We start from the raw sequence: 24,355 nt of genomic DNA, 5'->3' as shown, positions 1-24,355 counted from the left end.
CCAAGGCAGATTGTCCCGGTTGGCGTCCGTGGTTAGGCTGCGGACGCCCCCAGAGCTTTTCCGTGCGACAAGGAGTCCACCGCCCGATGAGGATCCTCCTGCTGGTTTCAGCCTTCAACGGTCTCACCCAGCGGGTCTGGTGTTCCCTGAGGGAACAGGGGCATGACGTCGGAGTCGAGCTTGCCCCGACGTTCGAGTCGGGTGCCGCCATGACGCGGGCCGTCGAGCGTGCGGACCCCGACCTGATCCTGTGCCCGTTCCTCAAGCACCGCGTGCCGGACACGATCTACGACCGCTGGCCGACCGTCATCGTGCACCCTGGCCCCGTGGGCGACCGCGGGCCCTCATCGCTCGACCACGCGATCCGCGACGGACGGGACCGCTGGGGCGTCACCGCGCTGTCCGCCGTCGAGGAGCTCGACGCCGGCCCGGTGTGGGCCACCGCGGTCTTCGACATGCTGGACCAGGCCATCTCGAAGAGCGCGCTCTACAACAGCCGCGTCGCGGATGCCGCGATGGCCTGCATAGGTGAGGTGGTTCGCAAGGTCGCCGACGGCGAGCGGCCGATCCCCGCGGAGGCCTGCCTGCGGATCGTGCCGGTCGACGGTGAGCTGCCGCTCCTGCGCCGCGAGGACTTCCGCATCGACTGGAGCCGCCCCGCGAACGAGCTGGAGCGCCTCGTCGCCGCGGCCGACGGTGCGCCCGGTGCCCCCGCGACGATCAACGGACGGTCGGTCTGCGTGTTCGACGCCGTCGCGTCGCCCGAGCACACCGGTGCCGCCCCCGGCACCGTCGTGGGCCGCAACCTCGACGCGGTGGCGATCGCCTGCGGCGTCGGCACGCTCTGGGTCGGCTACGCCGCCGAGCTCAGCGGCCGCCGCGGTGCGAAGCTTCCGGCCGCCCAGGTGATCGACGCGAGCGGCGCACCGTTCCGCCGTGTCCCGGACGCCCTGGCGGAGTCCACGTACGTGCGGGACGGTGCGGTCGGGTATCTGACGTTCCGCTCCTACAGCGGCGCCATGTACACCGAGCAGTGCCGCCGCCTGACGGGCGCCGTCGAGAAGGCTCTGACCGAGGACACCCGGGTGCTGGTCATCAAGGGCACCGAGCACGCGTTCTCCAACGGGATCCACCTCGGCACCGTCGACGCGTCGCCGGACCCGGCAGCCGAGGCCTGGGACAACATCTGCGCCATCGACGAGCTCTGCCTCGCCATCGCGACCGCCGAGCAGCTCACCGTCGCCGCGTTCACCGCGAACGCGGGCGCGGGCGGTGTCATGGCCGGCCTCTGCGCCGACGTGACCCTCGCCCGCGAGGGCGTCGTCCTCAACCCGTACTACGACATGGGGATCTACGGCTCCGAGCTGCACTCCTGGAGCGTCCCGGCCCGCGTGGGCGAGCACCGCGCGTCGCTGCTCCTGAACCGCAAGCTGCCGATCTCGGTCGCCGAGGCGGCCCGCATCGGGCTGATCAGCGCCGTCGGGCCGCGCGAGTGGGGCGAGTTCAACACCTGGCTGTCCTCCGCCGCCCAGGGGTACGAGGAGCCCGCCACGCTCGGCTGGATGCTCGCCGCGCGCGCCGAGCGCCGGGCGACGGACCGCCCGCTGTCGTACTACCAGACCATCGAGCTCGCCGAGATGGCGCGCGACTTCTTCGACGACCGCAACGCCTTCTCGGTGCACCGCCGGGCGTTCCTGCGCAAGACCGCGGCGGACGCCACCCCGGAGAAGCTGCGCTTCTCCACGGCCCGCGTGTGAGCCGCCGACGCGCGTGATGCGTCGCGAGCACGCATGATCGATGACAGGTCAGGTGACCGGTAGTCCAGACTGCCGGTCACCTGTCCTGTTACGGATCATGGGGTGGGGTGCAAGAGACGTGGCGCCCGCCACATGACCAGGGTGGAGGCGTCGCAACTCTGCGACAAACACCTGGTGGTGTCAGGCGAGCGGAAGGAACTGGGCATGAAGATCAGGCAGACGGACCGGTCCGGTGCAGCTGTACGGCCCTTGGCGCGTGCGGGCGTGGTAGCCCTCGGCCTCGGGATGACGGCGGCGCTCGCGCTGTCGGGGTGCGCACAGTCCGACGTCGGCGGGTCGGAGGCGGGTGACTCGAACGTCGCGTCCCAGACACCGGAGGAGAGCGACCTGACCAGCCCCAGTCCGACGGACGGCGCCGGCGAAGAGGACGCGGGCCAGGACGGCGAGCTGCCGCAGGCCGCCGACATGGAGGTCGCTGCCGGGAACTCCGGGCGCGGTCTGCCGCCGGGCCTCGAGGGGAACACCGACTCGCCGGTCGGTGTCGCGTGGGCGCCCGTGGAGGGCCTGCTGTACGTGGTGACCAACGGGTCCAGCTCCTGTCCCCTGTTCGCGGAGCCGGAGGCGACCATCGGTTCGGGCGGCAAGTCCGCGAAGGTCGACGCCCCGGACGGCGTGCTCACGGTGCAGTTCATGCCGCCGAGCGACGGCATCTGCACCATGGACTTCGTGCCGACGACCACTGTGGTCGAGGTGCCGGCGGAGGCAGACACCGGCGAGGCCGTACCGGTGGTCCTGGGTGACAAGGGCGACGTCGAGCTCCTGCCCCGTCCCGCTGAGGGGGAGCCCGGACCGGTGGCCTGGCTCGACTCGTGAGGGTCGCGTGTCGGTTCGCCAACGGGTAAGAAATCTACCCAGCACAACCGATAGGTTGTCCGGGTGATTCGCCCCGCCCGCCGTCGTCAGCCTGCGGCCGTCGTCGCCACGCTGCTCACCGCTGTTCTCCTCCTCGCCGCCTGTGGCGCACCGCCCAAGGTGCAGACGGCGCTGGAAGACGTGGGCAAGTCGGACGGCTCGGCGACGGTGGGCGCGCCGAAGGGTTTCGAGGACTACTACGGTCAGTCGCTGGAGTGGACGGACTGCGGTGAGGGCTTCCAGTGCGCGACGGCGTCCGCGCCGCTCTCGTGGCACGACGCCGGGGCCGGCAGCATCGAGATCGCGCTCAAGCGCATCCCCGCCGAGGGGCAGAAGGTGGGTTCGCTGCTGGTCAACCCGGGCGGGCCGGGCGGGTCGGGCGTGGACTTCGTGGGCGACCCCGCCCGCTTCGGGCAGTCGCTGCGCTCGTCGTTCGACATAGTGGGCTTCGACCCCCGCGGGGTCGGCAAGTCGACGCCGGTGAAGTGCTACGACGACGCGGGCAAGGACACGTTCCTCAGCACCGACTACCCGTACACGGAGGAGGGCCTGGCCGCCCGGCAGGACGCCGTCCGGGACTGGGGCCAGGCCTGTGCCGAGAACACGGGCCCGCTCCTCGGGAACGTGGACACGCAGTCGGCCGCACGCGACATGGACATGCTCCGGGGCGCGCTCGGCGACGACAAGCTCAACTTCCTCGGCTTCTCCTACGGCACCCAGCTCGGCGCCACCTACGCGGGCCTGTTCCCGAAGCGGACCGGGCGCCTGGTGCTCGACGGCGCGCTCGACACGACGCTGGCCTCGGACGAGGTGGCCCTGCAGCAGGCAGAGGGCTTCGAGAGCGCCCTGCGTGCGTACGTGACGGACTGCCAGGCGAGCAGCGAGTGCCCGCTCACCGGCGACGTCACGAGCGGCCTCCAGCAGATCCAGGCGATCGTCGAGGATGCGGAGCCCAACCCGATCCCGACGTCCTCGGGCCGGGACGTGACCAAGAAGCTCGCGTTCTACGGCGTGGCGGTGACGATGTACGACGAGGGATCCTGGTCGTTCCTCACGCAGGCCCTGCAGGAGGTCCTGTGGGAAGGCAAGGGCGACGACCTGCTGTACCTGGCCGACGTCTACAACGACCGCAACGACGACGGCACGTTCAAGTCCAACAGCGAGGAGGCGTTCCGCGCGATCAACTGCGCCGACTCCCGCGCCCAGGAGGACATGGCGACCATGCAGCAGCTCGCCGCCGACATCGAGGCTGCGGCGCCCACGCTCGGCGAGTCGTTCGGCTACTCGGGCATCGAGTGCACCGACTGGCCGTACCCGGCGGCGGAGCAGGAGTTCGACCCGGCAGCGAAGGGTGCGCCGCCGATCGTCGTCATCGGCACCACCAACGACCCCGCCACCCCGTACCGGTGGGCCGAGTCGCTCGCGAAGACGCTGTCGTCGGGGACGCTCGTCACCTACGAGGGCGAGGGCCACACGGCGTACGGCCGGTCGAACGCGTGCATCAGCACGGCTGTGGAGGACTACCTGGTGGAGGGGACGGTCCCGAAGGAGGGGCTCACCTGCTGACCGTCCGGGGGTCGGATCCGGCGGGTTGAGGACGTCACACGGTTTCACTTTGAAACCTGGGCCATCCATTGGGTACAGTGAGCCCCGCTCGCCCATCCGGTTCTCACCGGATCGCGGTGCGTACGCCGCCTTAGCTCAGTCGGTAGAGCGTCTCACTCGTAATGAGAAGGTCGTGGGTTCGATTCCCACAGGCGGCTCAGCACGCAGAAAGCCCGGAACCTCAACGGTTCCGGGCTTCTTTGTTGTCCGACGTCGGGGCTGCGGGGCGTGCCCCCGGTCCCCCCGGGACCTCCGTTGGGGCGGTCCAAGCGCAGCTGCTGGATGGCGGACGCGGGGTTCGGGGAGGCTTCCTTCCGGAACCCCACGTCGTGACTGAGGAGTACGGCTCAAGCGCTGTGCTTCTCCAGCGCTTCCAGGCGAGCCTCCAACGGCGCAACTCTCCTGTTTAGAAGCTGCGCCACGTCGTCAGGTGCCCGAGGAACCTGGAGAGTTTCAGCAAGCTTCTTGAGGGCCTGATATGCCGCGTCGGCTGCCGGTTCCGAGCGCATAGTCCAGACCGGTCCCACGACTTCTGAGACGGGTGAAACGGCCTGGAGCAGGACGGCCCGCACGTAGGTGGAAACGGGCAGGTCGCCAGCCGCAGCTCGGACGGCTTCGTACTCCTCCTTGTTGAGGCGGACCTGAAGAACCTCGGTGCGGTTCCGGCCCCGTTTGATATCGACCTCGGAAAGATCGCGGACCGGTTCGCCACCCTCGGCGGCCTCGGCGGCCCGGGCCTCGGCCTCAACGATGTCCTTGGCGCTCATGACTGACTCCCTTCGCTGTAGATGGCGCGATCCTTGCTGTTGGACCGCCAGCCGTTGGACCCGTACAACGTGTCCTGGTGGCGGACCAGGATGACCGAGAGCAGATCCCCGTAACTGCGCGAGTACCCGATCACTCGATCCGAACTGCCCGACTTGCTGTTGTAATCGGGCTGGATGAGCACCCGATCAGGGTCCTCAAGCGCCTCGTTCGCTTCGGCAACGGTGACCCCATGCTTCGCCCACATGTGCGCCTCGCCATGACTCCAGTCCACGTCTCCATCCACATCCACATCCACAGTGTATTACGCCGTACTACACTCCGCTGTGATCTGAGTCACAGCGATGGCCTCGAAGGACTTCTTTACTGGCGCAAAGGCGCGTCTGCGGCGCACTGGGCGGTGGCGGGCACTTGACGAAGGCGGTCCTGAGGTCAGCAGTCGTGACCGTCTCACTCGTAATGAGAAGGTCGTGGGTTCGATTCCCACAGGCGGCTCTGTCATGTAAACCCCGTCCCACCAGGCCATATGCGCCGAGGTGGGGCGGGGTTTCTTGTGTCCTGTGCCCGTTCGCGTTCATCACGTGCCCTCCCCGCGCACTCCCGAAGGCACCAGGCCGTCACTCGGCTCGTTCAGCAGACCTTCACCGGGAAGGATGAACACGACGACCAGGTACACGCGCAGGCCCGGGAACCCGGCAAGGACTACTCCGCCGGGATGGCTGACGAGCAGATCGAAGCCACCACCGAGCGCGTCTCGCAGCGCCTACGGAACCTCCACAGAGGCAGCTACTCGCTCAGCGGCGAAGAAGAGGGCGGATGCGATTCCAATAGTCGAGACTTGCCGCGTGGTCGCGCTGCGGATCAAGTTCTCCACATCTAAGGTTATCTGTAGAGAGTTTGATCCGATGGCTAAAGGAAGGCTCCGGTGCACGATCTCCTCGCCCGGCAGGCTCCGTTCCGCGCCGCTGAGGCGCGCGGTCAAGGCGTCAACGCGCGGATGCTTCGCGCCTGGGTTGATGCCGGTCTAGTTACTCAGATCGCGCGGGGGCTGTATCAGCCGACGGGCGCCGAGCTGGGGGATCCTGATCTGATCGAGATCGTCACCAGGTCTCCGCGGGCGACGATCTGCCTGACGAGTGCCCTGGCCCAGTACGACCTTGTCGATGACATTCCAGCGGCGTACGACCTTGCCCTCCCGCGCGGCGCGCACAGGCCGGTGCTGGCGACACGGGTCGCGTGGCGGTGGTTTGACGCCGAGACGTTTCACATCGAGCGCGGCACAGAAGAGATCGGTGGCGTCGTTGTCCCGATCTACTCGCCCGCCCGAAGCATCGTCGATGCCTTTCGTATGCGGGGCTACGAGGGGTATGAGACAGCGACCACCGCGTTGCGCCGTTGGCTCGGCAGGCGCGGAAACCACCCCTCCGAATTGCTGCGCATCGCCCACCAGCTGCCTCGTGCCGAAGGGCCGCTTCGTAACGCTCTGGAGATTCTGACGTGACCGATACTGCGACGACAGACACTGCGGGACAGGCTCGGTCGGCCTATCTCGCGCTGCGGAGGGTGGCCAAGCAGGAGGGTGTCAACTTCGCCGAGGCGCTCGTCCTCTACAAGCTCGAGCGCACGCTCCACAGGCTCACGCGGACCGTCTACGGAGACAAGTTCGTCCTCAAGGGCGGTTTCCTCCTGGCGGCGTATGTCGAGCGCCGCCCAACCAAGGACATCGACGCGATGTTGAGCGAACTCAGCTTGGACGAGACCACCGTTCGTCAGGTCTGCCATGCCGTCATCGCAGTGGACGAGCCGGACGGACTGACGTACGACGTCGAGACGTTGACCATTACGGAGATCCGCGAGACCGACGACTACACCGGCTTCCGCGCCGGCTATGACCTGCAACCTGCACACCGACCGGCAGAAGATCGCCTTCGACTTCTCGGTAGGCGACCCTGTTGCGCCGCCGGCGATCGACGTCGTGCTGCCGGGGATGCTCGGTCAGGACGTGGTCGTGCGCGGCTATGTGCCCGCGATGATCGTCGCCGAGAAGTACGTCACCGCACTGGCACGGGGCGAGACGAACACACGTTGGCGTGACTTCGTAGACCTGTACACGATAGGCAGAACCATTTCGGTCGATCCGGAAGAACTCCTGACGTCGTTACGCGTGGTTGCCGAGCATCGAGGCGTAGTGCTGGCCACTCTTGCCCAAACGGTCGACCTGGCAAAGTTTGCCGAGGTCGCGCAGGCTCGATACGGCGCCTGGCGACGCAAGCACGGGCTTTCTGAACTTGCACCCGAACGATTCTCCGACCTCCTCGTGGCGATCGGAAAGTTCATCGACCCGGTGCTGACTGGTTGACCGACGGCGGTGCGATACAGGTGCTCGGGCGTCCGGGGCCGGATCAGCCCACGAACGCCTCCGGACCGAACCGGCCCCAGATCACGAAGCCGATCAGGACCAGGTAGGTCAGGTCCACGAGCGCGAGCCTGTACTCGCGCCGGCTGATGCGGGTGACCGCTGCGCCGACCATGATCATCGCCAAGCCCAGAGCCGCTAGCGGCACCAGCTCGGGGGCGATGCCGAACGCGGCGGGCAGGACCAGTCCGACGCCGCCCAGGACTTCCAGGACGCCGATCATCTTGACGGCGCCCGGACTGAAGTCCTCGACCCATTCGGCCGCAGGTCCCGATGCGGCGATCTTCTGCTTGCTCATGATCACCTTGAGCCCGCCGCCGCCCCCGTAGGCGACGGCGAGCAGCCCGGCAACTATCCACAGGGCGATGTTCATACGGGTCTCCTCGGGGCGGCTGTTCTCTGCCCCCGTCGACGAGACCGAGGCCCTGTGTGTGACACCACGCTGGCTACCCCTGCGGCGCCGCGATCGGCTCCTCGGCCGCGCGGCTCACCGCCTCCCACTCCTTCCAGGTCCGACGCCGTTCGTCGGTGACCTCGAACGCGATGTCGTAGGCGGTGCCGCCGAGGAGCAGCCGGCGGGGCGGACGAGGGCTGGCGGTCAGCTCCAGGATCGCCTCGGCGGCCCGCCGTGGGTCGCTGTCCACGCTGTTCTCGGCGAACTGCGCGGCCAGGCGGTCGCGCAGTCCTTCGTACTCGGGCAGCGGCGGCGCGGTGTCCATGGCGGTGTAGAGATCGGTCCAGTAACCGCCCGGCTGGACGATCGTCACGTCGACGCCGAACTCGGCGAGCTCGTGCGCCACCGCCTCGCTCAGGCCCTCCAGCGCGAACTTGCTCGCGCTGTACAGGCCGGTGCCAGCGAAGCCTGCCAGTCCACCGATGCTGGAGATCTGGATGAGGTGACCGGAGCGCTGGCGGCGCAGTACCGGCGCCACGGCCTGGGTTACCCAGACCGCGCCGAAGAAGTTGGTCTCCAGCTGGGCGCGAACCTGCGCCTCGGTGAACTCCTCGACGAACCCGTACGACATGGTCCCGGCATTGTTGATGACGACGTCGAGGCGTCCGAAGGTATCGACGGCCCGCCGGACGGCGTCGCCTACCGACGCCGGGTCGCGGACGTCGGCGACGATCTGGAGCAGGCCGTTGCGGTCGTCGTCCTCCCGGATCGTCCGGGACACGGCGGCGACCTGGTCGCCCGCAGCCAGTGCGGCCTCGGTGAAGGCGCGGCCCAGACCACGGCTGGCTCCGGTGATGAACCAGGTGCGGCGCTGCGGGGTGGTGATCGGTTCAGTCATGGGTACTTCCTCCACAGTTGTCGAGACGGATCGTCTCGATAAGAACGATGGCAGGCCTCCTTCCGGTTGTCAATACGCAACGTTTCGTCTCTGTATGCGATACGGTGCCCGGATGCCTACCGCACAGCAGCCGTCCACCGGGCGGCGCCGCAACCCCGCCACCCGCGCTGCGATCCTCGGCACCGCCTTCGACGTCGTCGCCGAGCTCGGGTACGCGCGGTTGACCATCGAGAAGGTGGCCGCCCAGGCCGGCGTCGGCAAGCAGACGATCTACCGGTGGTGGCCGAACAAGGGCGCCCTGGTGCTGGACGCAGTCCTGGAGCGCTCGCTGGGCCCGGGGGAGCCGGGCGACCTGCCCGACAGCGGTGACCTCGAGGACGACCTGACCGCAGTGCTGGTCGCCACCGTCGAGGAGTTCGCCGACCCCGCGTTCGACCGTGCCCTGCGGGGCCTCACCGCGGCGATCATCGAGGACCCGGAGCTGAGCCAGGCCTACCGCGAGCGGCTGGACGAGCCGATGCGCGACCTCAAACGGCGGCGGCTCCGCCGGGCGCAGGAGGCGGGCCAGCTCGACGCCGACGTCGACCTGGACCTCGCAGTGGACCTGATCTTCGCGCCGGTCACACGGCGCTGGACGGAGCGGTCCGGCGACCTCACACCGGACGGTGTGCGAGCGATCGTCCGGGGCGCGCTGCGCGGGCTGGCGGGTTCCGTCTAACGGGGCTGCGGGGCAGGACGGCGTCGTCGCGCCGCCCCAGCGCTCCGGGCGGCCAGGTGCAGTGCCCAGCCGAGCGCGGCGCCCACGGCGTAGAACGGCAGGTCTGGCGCGTTGAAGGTGGTGCCGAGCACCAGCCGCGCGAGCGTGCTGTGCGCGCCGAGCTCGGCGGGGACGCCGGTCAGCTGGAAGAGCTCGACCGCCACGCTCGCAGCGAAGGCCACAACGGCGGCAACCCAGGCCCGGGTGCGCGGCGCCACCACGAGCACGAGCCAGAAGACCAACAGCGCGTAGAGCGCATCTCCCGCGTACTTCGCGACGTCGCCACCGAGCACGGACCGCACCGACAGCCCCGCCGCCACGGTCACCACCGCCGCGACCGCTGGCACCAACCGCTGCCGGAGCCGCCGCCGGAACTGATCCCGCGTCGTCGTCCCGCCATCCCGTGCGCCACTCATGTGCGCAGTCTGCCGTAGCCGCCGGAGCGCGCGGGCGCAGCACGGACGCAGCGTGGACCGCGGGTGTCGAAGGTACCCTCTGTGCCATGGCATGGACCCGCCCCCGACGGCGCAAACCCGTCACCTACCTGCTCGGAGAGCCGGTCGAGGAGTACCCCGCGACAGCCCCTGAGGTGGATCGCGGCCGCGTGCTGCGCATCACCGAGATCGGTGAGCCGGTGCTCCACAACCCGGCCCGCACGGTCGAGGCGTTCTCGACCCCGGAGCTCGCCCGGCTCGTCGACGACCTGTTCGCCACCATGGAGTCGGCGCAGGGTGTCGGCCTGGCGGCCCCGCAGGTGGGCGTCGATCTCCGGGTGTTCGTGTACGACCTGACGGACTCGTCGGGCGACCGGCACGTGGGGCACGTGGTGAACCCGGTGCTCGAGATGGACGTCGAGGCAGAGCCCGAGACCGAGGAGGAGGGCTGCCTCTCCGTGCCGGGCGCCTACGAGCCGCTGGTGCGCCCCGGCAAGGCGACCGTGCGCGGCGTGGACCAGCACGGGGGGCCGGTGCAGCTGACGGGCAGCGGCTACCTGGCGCGCTGCTTCATCCACGAGTCGCAGCACCTCGACGGCATCCTCTACTGGGATCACCTGCATGCGGACCTGCAGGCGGACGCGCTGGAGCAGCGGGACGAGGAGCGTCCGCACATCATCGCGGAACGCCGCGAGATCGCCATCGAGCTGGACAAGACCCCGCCGGAATACCCGGAAAAGCCGGCCGGCGGCCGCTGACGCCTACAGCGAGGCGACCCAGGCGGCGACGGCGTCCGCCACCGCCTCCTGCCGGGCGGCGCCGCGCATGTCGTGCGCCCCGGACAGCGTCACGGTCGTGACGGGTCCGGGGATCACCGCGACGTGCTCCGCGAGCTCGTCAGGGGTGCCGAAGGGGTCCTTGTCGCCGGACACGAACAGCGTGGGGACCGTGATCTGCCCGAAGTGCTCCACGCGGAGCTTCTCCGGCCGCCCCGGCGGGTGCAACGGGTAGCTGAGAAGCACCAGACCCGCGGCGGGCAGGCCCTCCGCCACGGCCATCGAGCACATCCGCCCGCCGTACGACCTTCCGCCGAGGAGCAGCCGGTCCGTCGCGACGGCGAGCTCGTCGGCCCACGCCGTGGCTTCTGCCCGCAGGTGCGCGACGGCGACGGGCGCACGGTCCGGCATACGCCGGCCCTCGAGGCGGTACGGGAAGTCGGCGCGCCGCACCGGCAGCGCCGGTTCGACGTCGGCCAGCGCGTGCTCGACGGCGACGAGCGCCGGGCTCTCCCGGTTCGCGCCCGCGCCAGGGGTCAGCAAGAGGCCTGCGGGAGTGCTCACGCACCCAGTCTGCACCGGCCGCGGCATGCGAGCCCGGCGCGCGGGACGTCGGGCGATGAGGGGTCCGCCCCGCCCGCCCCGCTCCGTCAGGTCGGGTCAGGTCAGGCGACGCCAGAGCATCAGCACGCCGCCCGCGGTGAGTACCGCGCCGGTGCCGAGCACGGCCACCCAGCCGAGCGGAGAGATGACCTCGTCCTGCCGGATGGCGACGGCCTGGGTCTGGGGCCCCTGCTGCTCGTAAAGGCCCTGTAGGGCGTCCGTCTCGGCCGGCGTGGGGGTCGGCGAAGGGCTCGGTGTGCTCGTGGCGGACGGCGACGGCGTAGCACTGGGCGTGGGTGTCGGGGTCGGCGTGGGGGTCGGCGTCGAGGAGGGCGTAGGCGCTGGCTTTGCCGCGTCGTCCTGGGCCTCCGGTCGTGCGGGCTTCGGCGCCGGCGCCGGGCGCTGTCCCTGTGCCGGCCGCTCGGCCTGGGTGGGTGTGGGGGTCGGGGTGGGCGTCTCGGTGGCGGGCTGGTCGTCGCCCCGGCAGGCCGTGCTGCCCTCCGACTCGTGCCAGTTGCTCGCGTCCTCGACCTCTACCCACACCACGCAGTAGCCGTCCGGATAGTTGTACCGGGCCTCCCAGAACATCGCCCAGCCGTTGTTCCGCTCGTCCCGCGTGAGCTCGCGGGAGTACGCCTGGCCACCGTTGCGCTGACCGACGGGCCGGACCACGTAGGCGACCTCGTCGCTCTCGCCGTTCCGCTCGAAGGCGACGCCGTCGGCATTGACCCAGATGCTGTCGCGCGACGACTCGGCGGCTGCCGCGCGCGGTCCGGCGGCGGCTGTGCCCACCAGGGCCAGCACGGTCAGCAGGAGCAGGATCAGCAGGGCCGGGCGTCGGGCCGCGGCGTCACGCGCCCTCGGCCGCGGCGTCGCGTCGGAGGCGTTGGCACGGATCACAGCGGCGATCGTACCGCCGTGCGGCACGCCGCTGGGGGTGAGTTCCGGTTCAGAACCGCGGGCCGTCCTCGCCATGGAGGAGGTTGCGGATGGGACGCGTGACGACATCCACGCGATCTACCAGGTCAGACGGCCCGGTCACGACCACAGCGCGGTCCGCGGCGGGGGAGTAGACGGCGGTAACGGCGCGCACGGTGACCCGCATGCAGCGCTTGGCCGTGCCGTCCACCCGGAACTGCCGGGTCTCGCACGGCACGTCGTCGACCTCGGCGACTATCGCCCGCATCGCGCTGCGGTAGTCCTGGTAGGACTCGGCCAGGTCGGTGACGTCGGTGATCTCCGGCGGCGCGGCCGGGTCGACGTCGGCGTGCAGCGGTGCGACGAGCGCTCCGCTGCAGGCGGCACGGACGATGTCCTCGATCTGCGCCGGGGTCGCCGGTACGCGGAGGGTCTCGACCTCGACGGTCTCGCCGGAGAAGGTGCGGTAGGAGCGCAGGAAGCGCTCCTCCGTGGGGTCGGTGCTGTCGGAGAGCCCCGTGACTTCCTCCTCGACCAGGTCGAGCCCCCAGGTCAGGGGGTCATGGACCTCGCCGACGACGCCGGAGAACCGTGCGAAGCGCGCGACGATCTGCTCCCAGGACTCGGGGGTCGGGCTCGGTTCGTCAGCCATGTGGCCTCCCCGGGACGGGTGCGGGTCTGACACCGAGACTGCCGGGTGCGGGGGAAGGCGTCAATTACCTCCGTGGGAATCGGCCCGGAAACAGCCCGGACTCGCCGTCTGGAGCGTGCGCCCGGGCGTGTCGCCCCGCACCGGCGTGTTCGAGGCCGTTCGAGGGCCGGACATCGTCACGCCCCTGGCGAACATGGGCATCGATCGGCCCATGGGCGCGTTGTGAGCGCATAGAGTCGTTGCGGTCAGGCCTGGTACCGCCGGTGCAGGTGTACGCCGCTCGTGAGGGAGCAGCACATGTTCGAGAGATTTACGGATCGCGCCCGTCGCGTCGTCGTCCTCGCCCAAGAAGAGGCGCGGATGCTGAACCACAACTACATCGGCACGGAGCACATTCTGCTCGGCCTCATCCACGAGGGTGAGGGTGTAGCAGCCAAGGCGCTCGAGTCGCTCGGGATCTCGCTCGACGGCGTCCGCACCCAGGTCACCGAGATCATCGGTGAGGGGCAGCAGGCGCCGAGCGGGCACATCCCGTTCACGCCGCGTGCCAAGAAGGTACTTGAGCTGTCGCTCCGCGAGGCGCTGCAGCTCGGCCACAACTACATCGGCACCGAGCACATCCTGCTCGGTCTCATCCGCGAGGGTGAGGGCGTCGCAGCACAGGTGCTCACCAAGATGGGTGCCGACCTGAACAAGGTGCGCCAGCAGGTCATCCAGCTGCTGAGCGGCTACCAGGGTAAGGAGCCCGTCTCCGCAGGCGGTCCCCAGGAGGGCCAGCCCGCGGGCTCGGCAGTGCTCGACCAGTTCGGCCGCAACCTCACCCAGGCCGCGCGCGAGGGCAAGCTGGACCCGGTCATCGGTCGTACGCAGGAGATCGAGCGGGTCATGCAGGTCCTGTCCCGCCGCACCAAGAACAACCCGGTGCTGATCGGTGAGCCCGGCGTCGGCAAGACGGCAGTCGTCGAGGGCCTCGCGCAGGACATCGTCAAGGGTGATGTCCCGGAGACGCTCAAGGACAAGCAGCTGTACACGCTGGACCTCGGCGCGCTGGTCGCCGGTTCGCGGTACCGCGGTGACTTCGAGGAGCGCCTCAAGAAGGTGCTCAAGGAGATCCGCACGCGTGGCGACATCATCCTGTTCATCGACGAGATCCACACCCTGGTGGGTGCGGGTGCCGCCGAGGGCGCGATCGACGCCGCCTCCATCCTGAAGCCGATGCTGGCTCGCGGTGAGCTGCAGACGATCGGTGCCACCACGCTCGACGAGTACCGCAAGTACGTCGAGAAGGACCCGGCCCTGGAGCGTCGCTTCCAGCCGATCCAGGTGTCCGAGCCGTCGCTCGAGCACGCCATCGAGATCCTCAAGGGTCTGCGCGACCGCTACGAGGCGCACCACCGCGTGTCCATCACGGACTCCGCGCTGGTCTCCGCGGCCACGCTCGCCGACCGGTACATCAACGACCGGTTCCTTCCGGACAAGGCGATCGACCTGATCGACGAGGCCGGCGCACGGCTCCGCATCCGTCGGATGACGGCGCCGCCGGAGCTCAAGGAGCTCGACGAGAACATCTCCGAGGCGCGCCGCGAGAAGGAGTCGGCGATCGACGAGCAGGACTTCGAGAAGGCCGCCGGCCTGCGTGACAAGGAGAAGCAGCTCACGCAGCTCCGCGCGGACAAGGAGAAGGCCTGGAAGTCGGGCGACCTCGACACGGTCGCAGAGGTCGACGACGAGCTGATCGCCGAGGTGCTGGCGATGTCCACCGGCATCCCGGTCGTCAAGCTCACCGAGGAGGAGTCCAGCCGGCTGCTCCACATGGAGGACGAGCTGCACAAGCGGGTCGTCGGCCAGGAGACCGCCATCAAGGCGCTGTCGCAGGCCATCCGCCGTACGCGGGCCGGCCTCAAGGACCCGAAGCGCCCCGGTGGCTCGTTCATCTTCGCCGGCCCCACGGGTGTCGGTAAGACCGAGCTCGCCAAGGCCCTCGCGGAGTTCCTGTTCGGTGACGAGGACGCGCTCATCCAGCTCGACATGTCCGAGTTCTCGGAGAAGCACACGGTCTCGCGACTGTTCGGCTCCCCGCCCGGATACGTCGGCTACGACGAGGGTGGCCAGCTCACCGAGAAGGTGCGTCGCAAGCCGTTCTCCGTGGTCCTGTTCGACGAGGTGGAGAAGGCGCACGCCGACATCTTCAACTCGCTGCTGCAGGTGCTCGAGGACGGTCGCCTCACCGACTCGCAGGGTCGAGTGGTCGACTTCAAGAACACGGTGATCATCATGACCACCAACCTCGGCACGCGGGACATCGCCAAGGGCGTCCAGACCGGCTTCAACTCCGGCGGCGACCTGGTGACCTCCTACGAGCGGATGAAGGCGAAGGTCAACGAGGAGCTCAAGCAGCACTTCCGGCCGGAGTTCCTCAACCGTGTCGACGACACGGTCGTGTTCCCGCAGCTCTCGCAGGACGAGATCATCCAGATCGTCGACCTCGAGATCGCGAAGCTCGACCGTCGTATGCGCGACCGGGACATGGGCCTCGAGCTCACGACCGCCGCCAAGCACCTGCTGGCCGAGAAGGGTTACGACCCGGTCCTCGGTGCGCGTCCGCTCAAGCGGGCGATCCAGCGGGAGATCGAGGACACGCTGTCCGAGAAGATCCTGTTCGGTGAGCTCACCGCAGGCCAGCTGGTGATCATCGACGGTGTCGGCGAGGGCATCCTCGGCGAGTTCACGTTCCAGGGTGTGGAGCGCGACGAGCGTCGTCGTCCGACCACCGCAGAGCCGCAGTCGGTGCCCGCGGGCGCCGGACTGGTGCCGCGCGACCTGCCGCCGTCGGGCCAGATGGCTGCCGGCGGGGCGTGATCGCCCGGTAGTTCTCCGGACCGCAGAGGCCCGGTCACCCCGAAAGGGGTGGCCGGGCCTTCGTCATGCCTGGGCAGCTCGCAGCGAGGTCGGCCGGTCAGGGCGCAGCCGGCGGCACCGTCAGGCCTGCCGGCAGCAGGCCCGGGAGGACGTCGCGAAGCGCCGCGACCCGTTCGGCGCGCGCCGCACCACGCAGCCGCTCCACCGGGGCGGTGATGCTGACCGCCGCGACCGCGCGCCCGGCGCGCAGCAGGGGGGTCGCTATGCAGGCGATGCCGGCCTCGTTCTCCTCCGTCTCGCCGGCGATCCCGGAGGTCCGCGCCGCCGAGAGCGCCTTACGAAGCTGATCGGGGCCGGTCGCGTCGCCCGCGAACCGGGCGAGCGCCGCCTCGTCCAGGTCCTGGACCGACAGGAGCGCGCGGCCGAGCGCAGTGGTCGCGGCAGCACGCCGCCGTCCGACCGCGGACCACACGCGGACCGCCCGCTGCGGCTCCACCTTGTCGAGGTAGACCACCTCGCGCCCCGCGAGCACGCCGAGGTGCACCAGCTCGTCGGTCTTCTCGCTGAGCGCGGTCAGGGCCGGGTGCAGCAGGGCGGGCAGGTTCTCCTCCGCCAGGTAGGTGCTCCCGAGGGCGAGTGCTGCGGGGCCGAGACGGTAGGCGCCGTCCTCCGTCTGCTCGGCGTAGCCGCGGTGGCGCAGCGCGGCGAGCGTGCGGTGCAGCGTCGGCTTGCTGACTCCGACGGCCTGCGCGAGAGCGGCCAGCGAGGCACCCCTGGCGCCGAAGCCGGCGAGCGTGTCGAGCGCCAACAGCGCCTTGTCGACGCTCCCGAGCGGGCTGGCATCCATGGGGCTCCCTCACGTAGCATGCGTTTCGTAGTGAACAACGGCCGTTCACCATAGCGAAACACTAGTTCACGAAGGAGCCCTATGTCATCCCCGGACAGCACAGTCCTCGAGACCCTCGCCGCCCACCGGCTCGTGCCGGTAGTGGTGGTCGACGGCGCCGATGAGGGCGCCCGCCTGGCCGACGCGCTCGTCGCGGGCGGCCTCCCCGTCGCCGAGATCACGCTGCGGCTCGCGGGCGGCATCGACGCCATCCGCGCGGTCGCGAAGAACCAGCCCGACGTCGTGGTCGGTGCGGGCACCGTGACCACCGCCCAGCAGGTGGACGACGTGGTGGACGCAGGCGCCCGCTACATCGTGTCCCCGGGGCTGTCCGCCGCCGTCGTGCGGCGTGCCCAGGAGCACGGCATCCCCGTGCTGCCCGGCGTGGCCACGCCGTCGGAGATCATGGCGGCGCTCGACCTGGGCATTGACGTCGTCAAGCTGTTCCCCGCCTCCGTCGTCGGCGGGCCGGCCGCGATCAAGGCGTTCTCCGCGCCGTTCCCCGGGCTTCGGTTCGTGCCGACCGGCGGAGTGAGCGCCGCCAACCTCGCCGACTACCTGACGCTGAAGCCCGTGCTCGCCGTCGGCGGCTCGTGGATGGTCGACCGCTCGCTCGTCACCGCGGGCGACTGGGCCGAGATCACCCGCCGGACGCGCGACGCCGTGGCGCTCGCCGCCCAGATCGACTCCAAGGAGAACAACCGATGACCTCGCTCAACGTCCGTCCCGCCGCCGAGAGCGCCTACGACGTCGTCGCTCTTGGCGAGGTGATGCTCCGCCTCGACCCGGGCAGCCGCCGGGTCCGCACGGCCCGCAGCTTCGACGTCTGGGAGGGTGGCGGCGAGTACAACGTCGCCCGCGGCCTGCGCCGCTGCTTCGGTCTGCGCGGCGCGATCGTCACGGCCCTCGCCGACAACGAGATCGGCCGGCTTGTCGAGGACTTCATGCTCACCGGCGGCCTCGACACGCAGTACGTCCAGTGGGTGCCGTACGACGGCATCGGGCGCACGGTCCGCAACGGCCTCAACTTCACCGAGCGCGGGTTCGGCGCGCGCGGCGCCGTCGGCGTCAGCGACCGCGGCAACACCGCCATCGCGCAGATGAAGCCCGACGACGTCGACTGGGACGCCCTCTTCTCCCGCGGCGTGCGCTGGCTGCACACGGGCGGCATCTTCGCCGCGCTCTCCGAGAGCAGCGCCGACGTCGCGGAGGCCGCGATGGCCGCCGCCCGCCGGCACGGGACCATCGTGTCGTACGACCTGAACTTCCGGCCCTCGCTGTGGAAGGGCATCGGCGGCGAGGAGCGTGCCCGGGAGGTCAACCGGCGCCTGGCCCAGCACGTCGACGTGATGATCGGCAACGAGGAGGACTTCACGGCCTCGCTCGGCTTCGAGGTCGAGGGGGTCGACGAGAACCTCACCGACCTGGACACGGGCGCGTTCCGCGCGATGATCGAGACGGCTTCGGAGGCGTACCCGAACTTCCAGGTGATCGCCACGACCCTGCGCGGGGTGCGGTCGGCGTCGCGCAACGACTGGGGCGCGATCGCGTGGTCGCGCAAGGAGGGCTTCGCGGAGGCCACGCACCGGGCCGACCTGGAGATCTTCGACCGGGTCGGCGGCGGCGACTCGTTCGCCTCCGGTCTGGCCTACGGACTCATGGAGCTGGGCTCGCTCCAGGAGGCCGTCGAGTACGGCGCCGCACACGGCGCGCTGGCCATGACCACCCCCGGTGACACCACCATGGTGACGCTCGCAGAGGTCGCGAAGCTCGCCGGCGGAGGAAGTGCCCGCGTACAGCGCTGACCTGCCCAGTTGGTGCAAGGATTGCGGCATGTCGTCCAAGAGCATCCTGTTCATCGGTGGAAGCGGAATCATCAGCCACGCCTCGGTGGCCCGGGCCGACCGGCTCGGGCACCGGGTGACGGTGCTCAACAGAGGCAGATCCTCGGCGCGCCAGCTTCCGGCCGGCGTGGAGACCCTCGTCGCGGACGCGAACGACGCGCAGGGTGTGGCCGCGGCGCTGGGTGGCCGGGAGTTCGACGTCGTCGCGCAGTTCCGCGCGTTCAGCCCGGAGCACGTGGCGCGCGACGTCGCGCAGTTCGCCGGGCGGACCGGGCAGTACGTGTTCATCTCGTCCGCTTCGGCGTATCAGACGCCGCCGGCGCGGCTGCCCGTCCGGGAGTCCACGCCGCTGCGCAACCCGTTCTGGCAGTACTCGCGGGACAAGATCGCGTGCGAGGACGTACTGGTCCGGGAGTACCGCGAGAACGGGTTCCCCATGACGATCGTGCGCCCGTCGCACACGTACGACCGCACGCTGCTGCCGACGTCGGGCGGCTGGACCGACGTGGCCCGGATGCGCGCGGGGAAGCCCGTGGTGGTCCACGGCGACGGCACCTCGCTGTGGACGCTGACGCACACCGAGGACTTCGCCGTCGGGTTCGTGGGCCTGCTCGGCCACCCGCTCGCCGTGGGGGAGTCCTTCCACATCACGGGCACGCACGCCCCCACGTGGGACCAGATCTACACCTGGCTCGCCGAGGCGGCGGGCGTGCCGAACCCCGACCTGGTGCACGTCGCGTCCGAGACGATCGCCAGGGTCCTGCCCGACATGGGGCCCGGCCTGGTGGGGGACAAGGCCCACTCGATGGTCTTCGACATCTCCAAGGTACGGACGCTCGTGCCGGAGTTCGGCACCACCATCACCTACGACGTCGGCGCCGCGGAGCAGGTGTCCTGGTACGACGCCCACCCCCAGGCGCAGGTGGTCGACGCCGAGCTGGACGCCGCTTTCGACCGGCTCGCGGAGCACGCGCGCTCGATCTGAGCGAGGACGCTCAGGCCGGTGGCGCCGTCGATTCCCGGACCACCAGCTCGGTCGAGAGGTTGAGCCGGCGCACCTTCGGCGACCTGCCGCGCGCGATGTCGAGGAGGATCTGTGTGGCGGCCGCTCCCATCTCGGCGAGCGGCTGCCGCACGGTGGTGAGCGGCGGGCCGACCCAGGAGGCGAGCGGCAGGTCGTCGTAGCCCACCACCGAGAGGTCCTCGGGCACGCGCAGGCCGAGCTGGTGGGCGGCGCGGAGCAGCCCGAGGGCCTGCATGTCGGAGCCGGCGAACACGGCGGTCGGCCGGTCCGGCAGGGACAGCAGCTCCAGCCCCTGGTCGAAGCCTGCCTCGACGTAGAAGTTCCCCTCGCGGACGAGCGCCGGGTCGACGACGGCGCCGACCTCCTCGTGCGCCGAGCGGAACCCGTCGACGCGCGCGCGGCTGCACAGCATGTCCCAGGGGCCGGTGATCATGCCGATCCGGCGGTGGCCCTGCGCGAGCAGGTGCCGGGTGGCCTGCAGCCCGCCGTTCCAGTTGTCGGAGCCCACCGAGGCGACGTCGGCCGGGGGCTCGCCGTCGGTGTCGATCACCACGTAGGGGATGCTGCGCCGGTCGAGCTGCTGGTGCTGCGCCTCCGAGAGGTTCGCGGCCACGAGCAGCACGCCAAGGGGCGGCCGGGCGATGGTCGTGTCGAGCCACCTGGCGGGCGGGCGGTGCTCGCCGCCGAGCTCGGACAGGATCACGCTGGTCCGTGACTCGGCAGCCGCCGCCTCGACGCCGCGAATGATCTCCATCGACCAGCCGGAGCCGAGCCGGTGGAAGACGAGGTCGATCAGGCCGGTGCCCGCGGGCGCCGTCGCCGGACGCCTGCGGCGGTACTGGTGCTTCTCCAGGGCCGCCTCGACGCGGTCCCGGGTGGCGGGGGCGACGTCGGCCCTGCCGTTGAGGACCTTGGAGACGGTGGGCACGGACAAGCCGAGCTCGGTAGCGATCGACGCGATCGTGGGGCCGGGGCTTACGCCGGTCATCGCCTCTGCCTTTCGACATTGTTCGCGGAAACTTTCGGAGCGACGGTACACCGTTTCGCAATCGTGACCGCTATGCGGTCACCAGGTTATGGGACCACCTTGACGATGTGCTGCCTCCGACTCTACTGTCCCAGACGAAAGCACTATCGGCGAAGACGTCGATAGTTTCGAAAACGTTCCACAACGAGGTGGGGATGGCAACGGAGCTGCGGGGCAAGGAGACGTGGGGCCTGGCCCTGCGCAAGCACTGGCGCCTTTACACCTTCGCGATCCTGCCGATCGCCTGGTTCCTGGTGTTCCGCTACCTGCCGATGGCGGGCAACGTCATCGCCTTCCGCAGGTTCCGGCCGGGCGGCTCGATCTTCGGCGACGAGTGGGTCGGGTTCTACTACATCGAGCGGTTCATCCAGGACCAGGCGTTCTGGCAGGCGTTCCAGAACACCGTGATCATCGGCGGTCTGACGCTCGTCATCGTGTTCCCCCTGCCGATCATCCTGGCGCTGCTGCTGAACGAGCTCCGCTCGCGACTGTTCAAGCGGTTCGTGCAGACGGTCAGCTACCTGCCGCACTTCATGTCCATCGTGATCGTCGCCGGCTTCGTGTTCGAGCTGACGTCGCTCGACGGCACGGTGAACCGGCTCGTCCAGCTGTTCGGCGGGGACCCGATCTCGTTCATGCAGCAGGCGGACTGGTTCCGCACCATCTACATCTCGTCGGAGGTCTGGCAGACGGTCGGGTGGGGCACCATCCTCTACCTGGCCACGCTGACCACCATCGACGCGCAGCTCTACGAGGCCTCGCGGATCGACGGCGCCAACCGCTGGCAGCAGACCTGGCACGTCACGCTGCCCGGCATCCGGCCCACGATGATGGTGCTGCTCATCCTGAACATCGGCCAGTTCATGCAGGTGGGCTTCGAGAAGATCTTCCTTCTCTACAACACCCTGACGCAGCCGACGGCGGACGTGATCTCCACGTACATCTACCGCGTCGGCCTGACCTCCGGGCAGCTGAGCTACGCGACGGCGATCGGCCTGTTCGAGGCAGTGATCGGCCTGGTCCTCGTCTTCTCCGCCAACGCCATCTCGCGCCGAGTCACCGGGAGCTCCCTGTGGTGAACATCGCCCCCACCGTCGACCCCGCCGACCCCGCCGGCAGCACCGCCCCGGACCTGGCCCGCCCGCGTCCGGAGACCACGACCATCAAGGACACCCCTGGCTACACGGTGTTCCGGTGGGTCAACGCGACAGTCCTGACGCTGGTCGCCGCCATCACGCTGTACCCGTTCGTCAACCTGGCGGCGCGGGCGTTCAGCTCGGAGGCGGGTATCCGCAGCGGTGCCGTCACCGTGTGGCCCATCGGCTTCAACACGACGACGCTCATGTCGGTGCTGGAGCAGGACCTGTTCTGGCGCAACTACCTGAACACCGTGGTCTACACGGTGGTCGGTACCGCTATCGCCATGGCGCTGACCACGACCTTCGCGTATGTGCTGTCGAAGAAGTACCTGAAGGGCCGCATGCTGCTGGTCGGCTTCGCGGTCTTCACCATGTTCTTCACCGGCGGGCTCATCCCGAACTACATCCTGGTCAGCGAGCTCGGCTTCAAGAACACGATCTGGGCGATCGTGGTCCCGCAGGCGATCAACGTCTTCAACCTGCTCGTCATGAAGTCGTTCTTCGAGAACTTCCCGACCGAGCTCGAGGAGGCCGCCGCGATCGACGGCCTGACCACCTACGGGATCTTCTTCCGGGTGGTCCTGCCGCTGAGCAAGGCGGTGCTCGCCACGATGGTCCTGTTCTACGCGGTCTGGTTCTGGAACTCCTGGTTCCCCGCGTTCCTGTACATGGACGATCCCAGCCTGTACCCCGTGACCGTGTTCCTGCGGAACATCATCGCCGGGGCCACCGGCACCGGCGAGGGGCTCAGCGACATCGCCGTGCAGATCGGCGCCAACGTCAAGGCAGTGACGATGCTGCTCACCGCACTGCCCATCGTGTGCCTCTACCCGTTCGTGCAGAAGTACTTCGTGTCCGGCGTGATGCTCGGCTCCGTCAAGGGCTGAGCAGGGCCTGGCGCGCCGACGCCCGTCGAGAACCATCCGCCGTCGAACGACGACGTTCATACCCCGGAGGAGAACCATGAGGATCACTCGCAGGAAGGCTGTCGCGGCAACCGCCGTCGCGGCCCTCGCGCTCACGCTGACTGCATGTTCGTCGGGCGGCGACGACGACGGCGCCCCCGTCGACATGGCCGACAAGATGGTCGGCGCCATGGAGGACTACGGCGTCGGCACCAGCTTCAAGGCGACCGAGCCGATCGAGCTCGGCCTGATGTACCGCGACCACCCGAACTACCCGCTCAAGGACGACTGGTCGGTCCTCAAGCACCTCGAGGAGGACCGGAACGTCACCTTCGACGTCCAGTCCGTGCCGCTGGCCGACTTCGAGCAGAAGCGGTCGCTCCTGATCAGCTCCGGCGACGCCGCCGACCTCATCCCGTCCACCTACGCGGCCGACGTCGAGACGCTCACCTCCGGCGGGGCGCTCCTGGCGGTCTCCGACTACCTCGACTACCTGCCGAACTTCCAGGACAAGGTGGAGAAGTGGGGCCTGCAGGAGGACCTGGACCGGCTGCGCCAGGCGGACGGCAAGTTCTACGTGCTGCCCGGCCTGCACGAGAACCCCAAGCCCTCCTACTCGGTGGCCATCCGTGAGGACCTCTGGGCGGACGCCGGCCTGGAGGACCCCAAGACCTGGGACGAGTTCGCCGACCAGCTCGAGGTGATCAAGGAGGAGAACCCGGAGCTCGACTACCCGTACACCGAGCGCTGGTCCATCAACGGGCCGATGGAGGCCACCCTCCAGGCGGCCGCCGGCGGCTTCGGCACCGAGGCCGGCTGGGGTTACGGCGACGGCGTGACCTGGAACGGCTCCGAGTACGAGTACACGGGCGCGTCCGAGGGCTACAAGGAGCTCATCGCCTACTTCGCCGACCTCGTGGACAGCGGTCTGCTCGACCCCGAGGGCCTCACGCAGGAGGACGACCCGGCGAAGGCGAAGTTCACCACCGGAAAGGCTGCCGCCATCGGGTCGAACGACCAGGAGGCAGTGGTGTACCGCACGGGCTTCGAGGAGGCGGGCGACAAGGACGCCAAGGTCAAGCACCTCGTGGTCCCCGCCGGCCCGGCAGGCAACATCATGGACGCCACCACCGGCGGTCAGTTCGAGTCCGGGATCGCGCTGTCGTCGAACGCCGCCGAGCGGGACGACTTCGTCGCGCTCCTGCAGTTCGTCGACTGGCTCTACTACTCCGACGAGGGCCTGGAGTTCGCCAAGTGGGGCGTCGAGGGTGAGACCTACACCAAGGACGCGGACGGCGTCCGCACCCTGGCCGACGACGTCGACTGGGGCGGCCTCAACGCGGGCGCACCCAAGATGCTGAACACCGACTTCGGCTACTACAACGGCGTCTTCTCCCTGGCCCACGGCTCCACCGAGGACCTCGTCAAGTCGACGCTGACGCCTGACGTGCAGGCCTTCCTCGACGAGATGAACAAGAAGGACGTCGCCGAGAACGGTCCGGGGATCGCCATGGACGAGATGCAGCGCGAGGAAGCCTCGCTGCTGCAGACCAACCTGCAGGACGTCGTCATGACGGCGACCTCCCAGTTCCTCCTGGGTGAGCGGCCGATGGACGAGTGGGACGCGTACGTCGCGGAGCTGGAGTCCGCAGGTATGCAGACCTACGTGGACACGGTCAACGAGGCAGCAGGCGTAAACCAGTAACCACCGTTGAGTGCGGGATATTCGCCCTTCCAGCCCGGCCGGAAGGGCGAATATCCCGCACTCAGCACGGCAGGAGAGG

23 protein-coding genes, 2 tRNA genes and 1 pseudogene are annotated in these 24,355 nt (G+C 69.4%); 16 read left to right on the top strand and 10 right to left on the bottom strand.

Going from position 1 to position 24,355, the window contains the following annotated elements; translation table 11 throughout:
• Positions 1-86: 86 nt before the first annotated feature.
• From AB0F70_RS18055 to AB0F70_RS18040, 4 genes are all read left to right on the top strand, one after another.
• On the top strand, positions 87-1,757 hold the full coding sequence (locus tag AB0F70_RS18055; RefSeq protein ID WP_357451015.1) for an enoyl-CoA hydratase-related protein: 1,671 nt from the start codon (positions 87-89) through the stop codon (positions 1,755-1,757).
• Between the two features lie 204 nt (positions 1,758-1,961).
• On the top strand, positions 1,962-2,630 hold the full coding sequence (locus AB0F70_RS18050; RefSeq protein ID WP_357451012.1) for a hypothetical protein: 669 nt from the start codon (positions 1,962-1,964) through the stop codon (positions 2,628-2,630).
• 63 nt (positions 2,631-2,693) lie between these two features.
• Positions 2,694-4,235 carry an alpha/beta hydrolase gene (locus tag AB0F70_RS18045; RefSeq protein ID WP_357451009.1) on the top strand — a complete coding sequence of 514 codons (1,542 nt, stop codon included), beginning with the start codon at positions 2,694-2,696 and terminating at the stop codon, positions 4,233-4,235.
• Positions 4,236-4,359: 124 nt separating this feature from the next.
• Positions 4,360-4,432: transfer RNA gene (locus AB0F70_RS18040), tRNA-Thr, on the top strand.
• A 189-nt stretch (positions 4,433-4,621) separates the two neighbouring features.
• Here AB0F70_RS18040 and AB0F70_RS18035 read toward each other — a convergent pair.
• A complete protein-coding gene (locus AB0F70_RS18035; RefSeq protein WP_357451006.1) occupies positions 4,622-5,041 on the bottom strand; it encodes a hypothetical protein in 420 nt (139 codons plus the stop codon).
• Positions 5,038-5,331 carry a hypothetical protein gene (locus AB0F70_RS18030; RefSeq protein ID WP_357451003.1) on the bottom strand — a complete coding sequence of 98 codons (294 nt, stop codon included), beginning with the start codon at positions 5,329-5,331 and terminating at the stop codon, positions 5,038-5,040. Before AB0F70_RS18030 ends, AB0F70_RS18035 begins: the two co-directional genes overlap by 4 nt.
• Before the next feature lie 128 nt (positions 5,332-5,459).
• On the opposite strand from AB0F70_RS18030, the gene AB0F70_RS18025 reads away from it, so the two are divergent.
• The 3 genes and pseudogenes from AB0F70_RS18025 (at position 5,460) to AB0F70_RS18015 (ending at position 7,398) form a co-directional block, all read left to right on the top strand.
• A tRNA-Thr gene (locus AB0F70_RS18025) sits at positions 5,460-5,534 on the top strand.
• 430 nt (positions 5,535-5,964) lie between these two features.
• A complete protein-coding gene (locus tag AB0F70_RS18020) occupies positions 5,965-6,540 on the top strand; it encodes a type IV toxin-antitoxin system AbiEi family antitoxin domain-containing protein (RefSeq protein WP_357450999.1) in 576 nt (191 codons plus the stop codon).
• A pseudogene (locus AB0F70_RS18015) lies at positions 6,537-7,398 on the top strand (nucleotidyl transferase AbiEii/AbiGii toxin family protein). Before AB0F70_RS18020 ends, AB0F70_RS18015 begins: the two are co-directional and overlap by 4 nt.
• Positions 7,399-7,441: 43 nt before the next feature.
• On the opposite strand, the gene AB0F70_RS18010 reads toward AB0F70_RS18015, so the two are convergent.
• Positions 7,442-7,828, bottom strand: a complete 387-nt coding sequence (locus AB0F70_RS18010) for a DoxX family protein (protein ID WP_357450996.1) — start codon at positions 7,826-7,828, stop codon at positions 7,442-7,444.
• A 73-nt stretch (positions 7,829-7,901) separates the two neighbouring features.
• Complete coding sequence (locus tag AB0F70_RS18005) at positions 7,902-8,747, bottom strand: SDR family NAD(P)-dependent oxidoreductase (protein WP_357450993.1); 846 nt, start codon at positions 8,745-8,747, stop codon at positions 7,902-7,904.
• 112 nt (positions 8,748-8,859) lie between these two features.
• On the opposite strand from AB0F70_RS18005, the gene AB0F70_RS18000 reads away from it, so the two are divergent.
• Entirely contained in the window at positions 8,860-9,465 is a 606-nt protein-coding gene (locus AB0F70_RS18000) for a TetR/AcrR family transcriptional regulator (protein ID WP_357450990.1), read from the top strand.
• On the opposite strand, the gene AB0F70_RS17995 is transcribed toward AB0F70_RS18000, so the two are convergent.
• Positions 9,462-9,920 carry a DUF2809 domain-containing protein gene (locus AB0F70_RS17995; RefSeq protein ID WP_357450987.1) on the bottom strand — a complete coding sequence of 153 codons (459 nt, stop codon included), beginning with the start codon at positions 9,918-9,920 and terminating at the stop codon, positions 9,462-9,464. The genes AB0F70_RS18000 and AB0F70_RS17995 overlap by 4 nt on opposite strands.
• An 86-nt stretch (positions 9,921-10,006) precedes the next feature.
• Between AB0F70_RS17995 and def the strand changes: the two genes are divergently transcribed.
• Positions 10,007-10,696, top strand: coding sequence for a peptide deformylase (gene def / locus AB0F70_RS17990; protein ID WP_357450984.1), 690 nt, complete (start codon positions 10,007-10,009; stop codon positions 10,694-10,696).
• Between the two features lie 3 nt (positions 10,697-10,699).
• On the opposite strand, the gene AB0F70_RS17985 is transcribed toward def, so the two are convergent.
• From AB0F70_RS17985 to AB0F70_RS17975, 3 genes are all read right to left on the bottom strand, one after another.
• Positions 10,700-11,278, bottom strand: a complete 579-nt coding sequence (locus AB0F70_RS17985) for an alpha/beta family hydrolase (RefSeq protein WP_357450981.1) — start codon at positions 11,276-11,278, stop codon at positions 10,700-10,702.
• A 96-nt stretch (positions 11,279-11,374) separates the two neighbouring features.
• Complete coding sequence (locus AB0F70_RS17980) at positions 11,375-12,217, bottom strand: hypothetical protein (protein ID WP_357450978.1); 843 nt, start codon at positions 12,215-12,217, stop codon at positions 11,375-11,377.
• A gap of 49 nt (positions 12,218-12,266) precedes the next feature.
• Positions 12,267-12,887 (bottom strand): hypothetical protein, encoded by a 621-nt coding sequence (locus AB0F70_RS17975; RefSeq protein WP_357450974.1) that lies wholly within the window; start codon positions 12,885-12,887, stop codon positions 12,267-12,269.
• A 297-nt stretch (positions 12,888-13,184) separates the two neighbouring features.
• On the opposite strand from AB0F70_RS17975, the gene AB0F70_RS17970 reads away from it, so the two are divergent.
• Positions 13,185-15,746 carry an ATP-dependent Clp protease ATP-binding subunit gene (locus AB0F70_RS17970; protein ID WP_357450972.1) on the top strand — a complete coding sequence of 854 codons (2,562 nt, stop codon included), beginning with the start codon at positions 13,185-13,187 and terminating at the stop codon, positions 15,744-15,746.
• Between the two features lie 97 nt (positions 15,747-15,843).
• Here AB0F70_RS17970 and AB0F70_RS17965 read toward each other — a convergent pair whose 3' ends face one another.
• On the bottom strand, positions 15,844-16,593 hold the full coding sequence (locus AB0F70_RS17965) for an IclR family transcriptional regulator (protein ID WP_357450969.1): 750 nt from the start codon (positions 16,591-16,593) through the stop codon (positions 15,844-15,846).
• A gap of 81 nt (positions 16,594-16,674) precedes the next feature.
• On the opposite strand from AB0F70_RS17965, the gene eda reads away from it, so the two are divergent.
• The 3 genes from eda to AB0F70_RS17950 are packed head-to-tail and all read left to right on the top strand — an operon-like array spanning position 16,675 to position 19,461.
• Entirely contained in the window at positions 16,675-17,340 is a 666-nt protein-coding gene (gene eda / locus AB0F70_RS17960; RefSeq protein WP_357450966.1) for a bifunctional 4-hydroxy-2-oxoglutarate aldolase/2-dehydro-3-deoxy-phosphogluconate aldolase, read from the top strand.
• Positions 17,337-18,437: a sugar kinase gene (locus AB0F70_RS17955; RefSeq protein WP_357450963.1), complete on the top strand. Its 1,101-nt coding sequence runs from the start codon at positions 17,337-17,339 to the stop codon at positions 18,435-18,437. The genes eda and AB0F70_RS17955 overlap by 4 nt, the downstream gene beginning before the upstream one ends.
• A gap of 28 nt (positions 18,438-18,465) precedes the next feature.
• Complete coding sequence (locus tag AB0F70_RS17950) at positions 18,466-19,461, top strand: SDR family oxidoreductase (protein ID WP_357450960.1); 996 nt, start codon at positions 18,466-18,468, stop codon at positions 19,459-19,461.
• Between the two features lie 10 nt (positions 19,462-19,471).
• On the opposite strand, the gene AB0F70_RS17945 is transcribed toward AB0F70_RS17950, so the two are convergent.
• Positions 19,472-20,488 carry a LacI family DNA-binding transcriptional regulator gene (locus tag AB0F70_RS17945; RefSeq protein ID WP_357450957.1) on the bottom strand — a complete coding sequence of 339 codons (1,017 nt, stop codon included), beginning with the start codon at positions 20,486-20,488 and terminating at the stop codon, positions 19,472-19,474.
• A 194-nt stretch (positions 20,489-20,682) separates the two neighbouring features.
• On the opposite strand from AB0F70_RS17945, the gene AB0F70_RS17940 reads away from it, so the two are divergent.
• The 3 genes from AB0F70_RS17940 to AB0F70_RS17930 all read left to right on the top strand — a co-directional run bounded on the left by AB0F70_RS17940 (position 20,683) and on the right by AB0F70_RS17930 (position 24,276).
• The gene (locus tag AB0F70_RS17940) at positions 20,683-21,606 is read left to right on the top strand and encodes an ABC transporter permease subunit (RefSeq protein ID WP_357450954.1); all 924 of its coding nucleotides are present in this window, start codon (positions 20,683-20,685) and stop codon (positions 21,604-21,606) included.
• Between the two features lie 53 nt (positions 21,607-21,659).
• Positions 21,660-22,553 (top strand): carbohydrate ABC transporter permease, encoded by an 894-nt coding sequence (locus AB0F70_RS17935; protein WP_357451151.1) that lies wholly within the window; start codon positions 21,660-21,662, stop codon positions 22,551-22,553.
• A gap of 76 nt (positions 22,554-22,629) precedes the next feature.
• Positions 22,630-24,276, top strand: coding sequence for an extracellular solute-binding protein (locus AB0F70_RS17930; RefSeq protein WP_357450951.1), 1,647 nt, complete (start codon positions 22,630-22,632; stop codon positions 24,274-24,276).
• Positions 24,277-24,355: the final 79 nt, after the last annotated feature.

It is taken from the genome of Promicromonospora sp. NPDC023805 (genome assembly GCF_040639635.1).
Taxonomy (GTDB): Bacteria; Actinomycetota; Actinomycetes; order Actinomycetales; family Cellulomonadaceae; genus Promicromonospora.
Note: the sequence above shows the minus strand (reverse complement) of the source record. Positions and strands in the feature narration are given on the sequence as shown.

Coding starts and splice junctions, on each gene's coding strand:
- AB0F70_RS18055 (WP_357451015.1), top strand. CDS start 87: ATGAGGATCCTCCTGCTGGTTTCAGCCTTCAACGGTCTCACCCAGCGG.
- AB0F70_RS18050 (WP_357451012.1), top strand. CDS start 1,962: ATGAAGATCAGGCAGACGGACCGGTCCGGTGCAGCTGTACGGCCCTTG.
- AB0F70_RS18035 (WP_357451006.1), bottom strand. CDS start 5,041: ATGAGCGCCAAGGACATCGTTGAGGCCGAGGCCCGGGCCGCCGAGGCC.
- AB0F70_RS18010 (WP_357450996.1), bottom strand. CDS start 7,828: ATGAACATCGCCCTGTGGATAGTTGCCGGGCTGCTCGCCGTCGCCTAC.
- AB0F70_RS18005 (WP_357450993.1), bottom strand. CDS start 8,747: ATGACTGAACCGATCACCACCCCGCAGCGCCGCACCTGGTTCATCACC.
- AB0F70_RS18000 (WP_357450990.1), top strand. CDS start 8,860: ATGCCTACCGCACAGCAGCCGTCCACCGGGCGGCGCCGCAACCCCGCC.
- AB0F70_RS17995 (WP_357450987.1), bottom strand. CDS start 9,920: ATGAGTGGCGCACGGGATGGCGGGACGACGACGCGGGATCAGTTCCGG.
- def (WP_357450984.1), top strand. CDS start 10,007: ATGGCATGGACCCGCCCCCGACGGCGCAAACCCGTCACCTACCTGCTC.
- AB0F70_RS17975 (WP_357450974.1), bottom strand. CDS start 12,887: ATGGCTGACGAACCGAGCCCGACCCCCGAGTCCTGGGAGCAGATCGTC.
- AB0F70_RS17970 (WP_357450972.1), top strand. CDS start 13,185: ATGTTCGAGAGATTTACGGATCGCGCCCGTCGCGTCGTCGTCCTCGCC.
- AB0F70_RS17965 (WP_357450969.1), bottom strand. CDS start 16,593: ATGGATGCCAGCCCGCTCGGGAGCGTCGACAAGGCGCTGTTGGCGCTC.
- eda (WP_357450966.1), top strand. CDS start 16,675: ATGTCATCCCCGGACAGCACAGTCCTCGAGACCCTCGCCGCCCACCGG.
- AB0F70_RS17955 (WP_357450963.1), top strand. CDS start 17,337: ATGACCTCGCTCAACGTCCGTCCCGCCGCCGAGAGCGCCTACGACGTC.
- AB0F70_RS17950 (WP_357450960.1), top strand. CDS start 18,466: ATGTCGTCCAAGAGCATCCTGTTCATCGGTGGAAGCGGAATCATCAGC.
- AB0F70_RS17945 (WP_357450957.1), bottom strand. CDS start 20,488: ATGACCGGCGTAAGCCCCGGCCCCACGATCGCGTCGATCGCTACCGAG.
- AB0F70_RS17940 (WP_357450954.1), top strand. CDS start 20,683: ATGGCAACGGAGCTGCGGGGCAAGGAGACGTGGGGCCTGGCCCTGCGC.
- AB0F70_RS17930 (WP_357450951.1), top strand. CDS start 22,630: ATGAGGATCACTCGCAGGAAGGCTGTCGCGGCAACCGCCGTCGCGGCC.